Annotated in this window: 11 protein-coding genes; 7 read left to right on the top strand and 4 right to left on the bottom strand. The window is 60.7% G+C overall.

Annotation, left to right across the window (positions count from 1 at the left end; all coding sequences use genetic code 11):
• The 7 genes from EN993_RS28595 to EN993_RS28565 form a co-directional block, all read left to right on the top strand.
• Positions 1-173: transporter substrate-binding domain-containing protein (locus EN993_RS28595; RefSeq protein WP_127265453.1), on the top strand; the 173-nt coding region annotated here is incomplete at its 5' end.
• 82 nt (positions 174-255) lie between these two features.
• Positions 256-975 carry an ABC transporter permease gene (locus tag EN993_RS28590; RefSeq protein ID WP_109671231.1) on the top strand — a complete coding sequence of 240 codons (720 nt, stop codon included), beginning with the start codon at positions 256-258 and terminating at the stop codon, positions 973-975.
• Positions 972-1,793, top strand: a complete 822-nt coding sequence (locus EN993_RS28585; protein WP_127265452.1) for an ABC transporter permease — start codon at positions 972-974, stop codon at positions 1,791-1,793. Before EN993_RS28590 ends, EN993_RS28585 begins: the two co-directional genes overlap by 4 nt.
• 238 nt (positions 1,794-2,031) lie before the next feature.
• Complete coding sequence (locus tag EN993_RS28580) at positions 2,032-2,901, top strand: NAD(P)-dependent oxidoreductase (RefSeq protein ID WP_109671229.1); 870 nt, start codon at positions 2,032-2,034, stop codon at positions 2,899-2,901.
• Positions 2,902-2,910: 9 nt separating this feature from the next.
• Entirely contained in the window at positions 2,911-3,615 is a 705-nt protein-coding gene (locus EN993_RS28575; RefSeq protein ID WP_109671228.1) for a DNA alkylation repair protein, read from the top strand.
• The gene (locus tag EN993_RS28570; protein WP_127265451.1) at positions 3,575-4,156 is read left to right on the top strand and encodes a GNAT family N-acetyltransferase; all 582 of its coding nucleotides are present in this window, start codon (positions 3,575-3,577) and stop codon (positions 4,154-4,156) included. The genes EN993_RS28575 and EN993_RS28570 overlap by 41 nt, the downstream gene beginning before the upstream one ends.
• Positions 4,157-4,203: 47 nt before the next feature.
• Positions 4,204-4,773, top strand: a complete 570-nt coding sequence (locus tag EN993_RS28565) for a DUF3299 domain-containing protein (RefSeq protein WP_127265450.1) — start codon at positions 4,204-4,206, stop codon at positions 4,771-4,773.
• 27 nt (positions 4,774-4,800) lie between these two features.
• Here EN993_RS28565 and EN993_RS28560 read toward each other — a convergent pair whose 3' ends face one another.
• The 4 genes from EN993_RS28560 to EN993_RS28545 form a co-directional block, all read right to left on the bottom strand.
• Positions 4,801-5,292, bottom strand: a complete 492-nt coding sequence (locus EN993_RS28560; protein WP_006205209.1) for an Lrp/AsnC family transcriptional regulator — start codon at positions 5,290-5,292, stop codon at positions 4,801-4,803.
• Between the two features lie 109 nt (positions 5,293-5,401).
• On the bottom strand, positions 5,402-6,082 hold the full coding sequence (locus tag EN993_RS28555) for a uracil-DNA glycosylase family protein (RefSeq protein WP_109671225.1): 681 nt from the start codon (positions 6,080-6,082) through the stop codon (positions 5,402-5,404).
• A complete protein-coding gene (locus EN993_RS28550) occupies positions 6,022-6,633 on the bottom strand; it encodes a glutathione S-transferase (RefSeq protein WP_127265449.1) in 612 nt (203 codons plus the stop codon). Before EN993_RS28550 ends, EN993_RS28555 begins: the two co-directional genes overlap by 61 nt.
• Positions 6,634-6,676: 43 nt before the next feature.
• Positions 6,677-7,061, bottom strand: a 385-nt coding sequence (locus EN993_RS28545; RefSeq protein ID WP_164757865.1) for a thermonuclease family protein, incomplete at its 5' end; no start/stop codon positions are given.

Below are 7,061 nucleotides of genomic sequence, written 5' to 3'. Positions count from 1 at the left end.
CGCCGCAACCGGTCGAGATTTTCGGGCCGGGCGCCGGCATTGCCGTACGCAAGGGCGAGACCGATCTGGTCAACAAGCTCAATTCGGCCATCGATGCCATCCGCGCCAATGGAAAATACAAGGAAATCAACGACAAGTACTTCAAGTTCGACGTCTTCGGCGCCGAGTCCTGATAAACCAGGGGTCAAGACGGCGGGGAATTTCCCCGCCGTCTTTCTATTCGTCTCGGGAACGCCGTGGAGATAAGACCGGTCAATGCCAGCCCAGAGCATATGGACACTTCTCAGTTGGGGACCCGATGGCTGGCTTGACGATATCGCCTATGGCGCACTGATCACCGTCGCGCTTGCGCTTGCCACGCTGCCCATCGGATTGACGATCGGCTTTTTCATTGCACTCGCCAAGCAGTCCGAAGAACCCTCGCTGCGCCTTGCCGCCAACATCTACACCACGGTCTTTCGCGGCCTGCCGGAGCTGGTGACGCTTTTCCTGTTCTTCTTCGGCATGCCGATCCTGCTGCAGCATCTCATCCGGTATTTCAGGCCGGATGCCACCATCGACGTCAACAGCTTCGTCGCCGGGATGATCGTGCTTGCGCTGATCTTCTCGTCCTATGCCAGCGAGGTTTTCCTCTCCGCCTTCCGTGCCATTCCCAAAGGCCAGTATGAGGGCGGCTATGCCATCGGTCTTTCCAACTGGCTGACCATGCGCAAGGTGATCGTGCCGCAGCTGCTGCGCATCGCCTTTCCCGGCCTGGAGAACTGCTGGCTGAGCTTGCTCAAGGACACCTCGCTCGTGTCGGTCGTCGGCCTCGCTGAAACGCTGCGCAATGCCAGCATTGCCGCCCGCGTCACCAAGCACGCTTTCCTGTTCTTTGGCGTCGCCTCCCTGGTCTTTCTTGGCCTGGCCGTCGTGTCGTCCTTCGCCACCAGCGCGATTCTGCGCTCGCTTGGCCGGCGGGAGGCCCAGCGATGAGCGCCACGGCCACAATGGTCGAACGGCCCCCGCCACGGGAACGCGGCTGGCCGCGCAGGCGTATCGTCGGTTATGCGCTGGTCTGCCTGTGGATTTTGTTCGGCATCGGCATCGTCAGCTATCTGGTCCTTGCCTGGAATGCCGACTTCTTCGCCAAATATGCGCCAGCCTATTTGCGAGGGCTTGGGGTAACGCTCGCGCTGGTTTCCATATCGATGGTGCTGGGTGCGATACTGTCGGTGCCTGTCGCTTACGGGCGTATGTCCAGCAACCGGGTCCTGTCCGGCCTCGCCTATTGCTATGTCTATTTCTTCCGCGGCACGCCGTTGCTGGTCCAGACCTATCTGGTCTACTACGGATTGGGCTCGTTCCGCGTCGAACTCCAGTCGGTTGGTCTCTGGGATTTTTTCAAGGACGCGTTCAACTGCGGCGTCTTTGCCTTTGCGCTCAACACCGCCGCCTACCAGGCGGAGATCCTGCGCGGCGCCATAGAGAGCGTGCCAAGAGGACAATGGGAAGGGGCGGCCTCGCTTGGCCTGCACAAATTGCAGACGTTGCGTAAGATCATCCTGCCGCAGGCCTTGATCGTCGCCTTGCGGCCCTATGGCAACGAACTGATCCTGATGGTCAAGGCGTCCGCCATCGTCGCCATCATCACGGTCTACGATCTGATGGGCAATGCAAAGCTCGCCTTCGCCAACTCGTTCGATATTCAGGCCTATATCTGGGTCGCCCTCGTCTATCTGGTGATGGTCGAGATATTGCGCCATGGCATTGAATGGATCGAGCGACGGATCACCATTCACCTGAAACGCTGACTATTTTCAGTTCGGCTGCACCAGTCGATCCGGCCATACGCGTCTTGACGAATTGAGCGCAGAGCCTAGAACGGTTCGTCGTTTCATAGAAACGCCGACCGCTCTATCTTCTTGTTTTGACGCAATTCCTCTAGGGAAAGCGTTACGCGCTTTTCCCGGGAAAACCGCTTCACACTTTTCCTGGAATTGCTCTGGAGCTTTCGCAGCAAATTTCGTTTCCATTCTGAAGGGCAAGTTCATGGCATCTGTTGCATTTCTCGGTCTTGGGGTGATGGGCTATCCGATGGCCGGGCACTTGAGGAACAAGGGTGGCCACGACGTCACCGTCTACAACCGCACCAAGGCCAAGGCCGAGCAATGGGTTGGCCAATATGGCGGCAGCCTGGCGGTGACGCCGGCGCAGGCCGTCGAGGGCAAGGACTTTGTCTTCTCCTGCGTCGGCAATGACGACGATTTGCGTTCGGTGACGACGGGTCCGGAAGGCGCCTTCAAATCGATGAAGAAGGGTTCGGTCTTCATCGACAACACCACGGCCTCGGCCGAGGTCGCACGCGAGCTAGCTGCGGCAGCGCAAGCTGGCGGTTTTTCGTTTCTCGACGCGCCGGTCTCCGGCGGCCAGGCAGGCGCCGAAAATGGCGTGCTGACCGTCATGGTCGGCGGCGAGCAGGACGCTTTCGACAGGGCCAGGCCCGTCATCGATGCCTATGCCCGTATGGTCGGCCTGATGGGGTCGGCCGGTGCCGGCCAGCTCACCAAGATGATCAACCAGATCACCATCGCCGGCCTCGTGCAGGGGCTGGCCGAAGGCATCCATTTCGGCAAGAAGGCCGGGCTCGACATCGAAAAGGTGATCGAAGTGATTTCCAAAGGCGCCGCCGGTTCCTGGCAGATGGAGAACCGCCACAAGACGATGAATGCCGGCAAATATGATTTCGGCTTCGCCGTCGACTGGATGCGCAAGGACCTTGGCATATGCCTGGCGGAAGCCGACCGCAATGGCGCCAAATTGCCGGTGACGGCGCTTATCGACCAGTTCTACAAGGATGTGCAGGCGATGGGCGGCAAGCGTTGGGACACGTCTTCGCTGCTGGCGCGTCTCGAAAAATAGGTTTCTGCGGTGGCAGCGCTCTCGCCTCAATCCAGTGCCGGAGAAATTGTCGCCCACCTGCGCACCATCGGCTCGGAGGAGAACCGCCTTGGCATGGTGCGCTACGGCATCAAGATCGAGCGCGCCCTCGGCATCTCGCACGGCGTGCAGCGGCAGATTGCGCGGACGATCAAACGCAACCACGAGCGCGCCTTCGAGCTATGGGACACCGGCATCATGGAGGCGCAGTTCATCGCTTCCGTCACGGCTGACCCGAAGCGTTTTTCCGCAGCTGATGCAAGGCAATGGGCGGCGTCCTTCGATTCCTGGGATATCGTCGACGGCGTCTCCGATCTCTTCGTCGATACGGACGCCTGGAAGGAACTGATCGAAGAGTTCGCGGCCGATGAGCGGGAATTCGTTCGGCGCACGGCCTTTGCCATGATGGCCTGGTCTGTCGTTCACCGGAAACAAGAGCCGGTAGCGACTTTCCTCGGCTTCCTGCCGATCATCGAAGCGCATGCCGCCGACAGCCGCAATTTCGTGAAGAAGGCCGTAAACTGGGCGCTTCGTTCGATCGGCAAACGCTCGATGGAGATGCATAGCGCTGCCCTTGCTGTCGCCGAACGGCTGGCGCAGTCGACCGACAAGACGGCGCGCTGGATCGGCAAGGACGCAGTGAGGGAGCTGACCAATGCCAAGACGCTCGAGCGTATCGCCGCCAGGAAAGGCTGACGGGGCGGAAATCAGCTTCTCGGAGGTGACGCGATCGACACGCACCGATTTCGAAAACCTGTTCGAGCAGCCGGGCGGGCCGAAATATTGCTGGTGCATGGCCTGGCGCAACCTTCCCAGCCGCGAGCATGTCTCGAACGACGAGAAGAAACGGGCCATCATTTCGCTCATCGAGGCCGATACACCCGTTGGCATCGTCGCCCACGTTGAAGGCAAAACCGTCGGCTGGTGCTCGGTTGCGCCGCGCCAGACCTATCGCCGGCTCTCCCGGCAGCAGGACGACAGCGAGACCGGCGTGTGGTCGATCGTCTGCTTCTATGTGCCAAGGGCCTTGCGCAGCGGCGGGCTGGCGTCGGCGCTGCTCGACGCGGCGATAGATCACGCCTTCGCCAAGGGCGCCGGCACGATCGAGGCGTACCCGGTCGATCAGGCGTCGCCGAGTTACAGTTTCATGGGCTTTCGCGACATGTTTGCCGCCCGTGGGTTCCGCGAGACCGGTATGGCCGGTTCTCGCCGACATGTGATGCGGCTCGAGCGTTGACGTCATTGGTGGCGGCGTCTTTACTTCAGATTCAAAGGACGCGGCCCATGAGCAACCATGTCAGATCAACCATAGTGCTCGCAGCTGCGTTGTGTGTCTCCGCTGCCGTCGATGCCTCGGCTGAGACCGCGCACATATTCTGGAAGGATCTGCGCCCGGCCACGCAATCCGCTGCCGAAAACGTCGGCCTGCCGATGATCGCTGCAAAATTGCCCGACCATGGCGAGACGCTGTCCGTCAATCTGCAGGACAAAAGCATTCAGCTAGCCGGCTATGCATTGCCTGTCGATCGCGACGGCGACCTTGTCTATCAGTTTCTGCTGGTGCCGTGGACAGGTGCCTGCAGCCACATGCCGACGCCGCCTCCCAACCAGATCGTCCTGGTCACGCCGGCTCAGCCCTACAAGATGTCGGAAGCCTATCAGCCGGTCGCCGTCACCGGAGCGCTGAAGCCGGACATGGAGAAGAGCCAGCTGTTCATCCTCGATGGCGTCAGCGTCATCCAATCCGGCTACACGATGCGCAAGGCAGAGGTGGCCGCCGTCGACAACGTGCCGGACACCATCACCTTGCCGGTGAACTCACCCTGGAGTTTCCTCAACAAAAAGAAGAACTAGGCGGGACGACCTTACGCAAGGCTAACTTCAAGCAGCGTTGGCACCCGATTCCTTGTCCAGTACCATGTAATCGAGCGGGATTTCGGTCGTGTACTTGATCTGCTCCATGGCGAAGGACGACGACACATCACGGATTTCGATCTTGGCGATCAGTCGCTTGTAGAAGGCGTCATAGGCGGCGATGTCGGGCACTACGACGCGCAGAAGATAGTCGACGTCGCCGCTCATGCGGTAGAACTCGACCACCTCGGGAAACTCCTGGATGACTTCCGAGAAACGCCGCAGCCATTCATGGCTGTGCGAATTGGTGCGGATCGACACGAAGACGGTGACGCGCACATTGACCTTTTCATGGTCGAGAATGGCAACGCGCCGCTTGATGACGCCCTCTTCCTCGAGCTTCTGGATGCGCCGCCAGCAAGGCGTCGTCGACAGGCCGACTTTCTTGGCGACGTCGGCGACCGCGAGTGTCGCATCCTCCTGCAAAAGGCGGAGGATTTTTCTATCAAGGCGGTCCATTTTTTGCTCCCTGGGGGAATAGATTGGCTATATTCCCCCTTATTTCGGCCTTTCACAAGAAAGAAATTCTGTCGATTGATGGAAAAGCGAGTGATTTCTTGCTGAAAGGTCAGCTAAGGCGATAGCGGATTTCCGAACGCAGAAAAGGCAGCAAATCCATTTCAAACCATGGATTCTTCTTCAGCCAGCCGATGTTGCGCCACGACGGATGCGGCAACGGCAGCACTTTCAGGCCGACGGAATTCTCCCAGATGGCGCGCCAGTCCATCACCGTTTCCGTCAGCGAGGGCCGGCGCGCCACACCCATGTGCCAGGACTGCGCGTAGATGCCGATCGTCAGCACCAGGTCGATCCGTGGCATCAAGGCCATCAAAGGCGCGCGCCAGGCCGGTGCACATTCGCGCCTCGGCGGCAGGTCTCCGCCCTTGGCGTCCTGGCCGGGAAAGCAGAAGCCCATCGGCACGATGGCGAATTTTTCGATGTCGTAGAATTCGTCGCTCGTCACATCAAGCCAACTGCGCAAGCGGTCGCCGGAGGCGTCGGTGAACGGCATACCCGATAGATGCACCTTGGTCCCCGGCGCCTGGCTGGCGATCAGGATGCGGGCGCTGGACGAGGGTCGCAACACAGGGCGTGGCTCGTGCGGCAACGGCTTGCCGACCGGGTTTTCCACGCAGATGCGGCAAGCGCGGACCGTCGCGGTGAAGCTTTCGAGTTCGACAGTCATACTCAGGCTGATGCGCTTGGTCGGCTGGAGACGGCCTGATGCCAGCGCAACACATTCGCGCATTCATCCGGCACCTTGATGCGTGCCGGCTTCATGAAGTCGACGGCGATCAGGCCGGTGATATCGGCGATCGAATAGCTGTCGCCGGCGATGAACTCCCGGCTGCCCAGTTCGACGTCCAGCAGCCTGAGGAACTCAACGGCCTTGGGCTTGTTTGCCTCACCCCATTCGGGGATCTGCGGGATTTCCCACTCCTTCATGGCCGGATGGATGTGGCGGAAAGCCTGCGCGACGCAACTGAGCAAGTTGAATTCCATCCGTCTCTGCCACATCTCGACCTGCGCCTTGCCGACTGCGCCACGCCCGAACAAAGCGGGCTCCGGATGCAGCTCCTCGAAGTAACGGCAGATGGCGACGGATTCGGTGATGACGGTGCCGTCGTCGAGTTCCAGTACCGGCAGACGCTGCAAGGGGTTGCGCGAGCTGACCGCCTGTTGTCTGTGCTCCAGCGCCCCCATGTCGATGGCCACCTGCGGAACCGTGATGCCTTTCTCGGCGAGGAAAACGCGGACCCGCCGCGGATTGGGCGCCCGGCCGCCGTCGAAGAGCTTCATATCCATCCTCCCATTCGTTCTCGATCAAGTGCCAAGATGCGCATCACCAGAAGCGGAAAATCTCGCGCACGGCGTCGCCGATCGACGCCAGTGTGCCGTGCTTTCTCTCGACGACTTCGCCGTGATGGGTGTCGCGCCAGTCTTGCGGCTGGTCGAACGTTCCCGCCCAGATGCCGGCCTTTCCTGCGCGGGCGATGGCTTCCTCGCTCTCGAAGTCGCCATAGGCAACCGCCCAGCCCGCCTCAACCTGCGCGCGGTTGAGATCCTTGCCGCCGGCGGTGCAGTCGCCGAGCAGCCGGCCATAACGATCACGCTGCCAGCCGGCACAGGAGACGGGCTTACCGGCGATCAGGCGAACGAGCGACTGACGCGCAAGCGTGCCGCAGGGATAGTCGGCGCCATTCCTGCGGCAGGTCTGCGTATATTCC

Origin of the sequence: Mesorhizobium sp. M7D.F.Ca.US.004.01.2.1 (assembly GCF_003997785.1) — a bacterium.
GTDB classification, from domain to species: Bacteria; Pseudomonadota; Alphaproteobacteria; order Rhizobiales; family Rhizobiaceae; genus Mesorhizobium; species Mesorhizobium loti.
The sequence above is the reverse complement of the archived record's forward strand: the minus strand, read 5'-3'. Positions and strand labels throughout refer to the sequence as shown.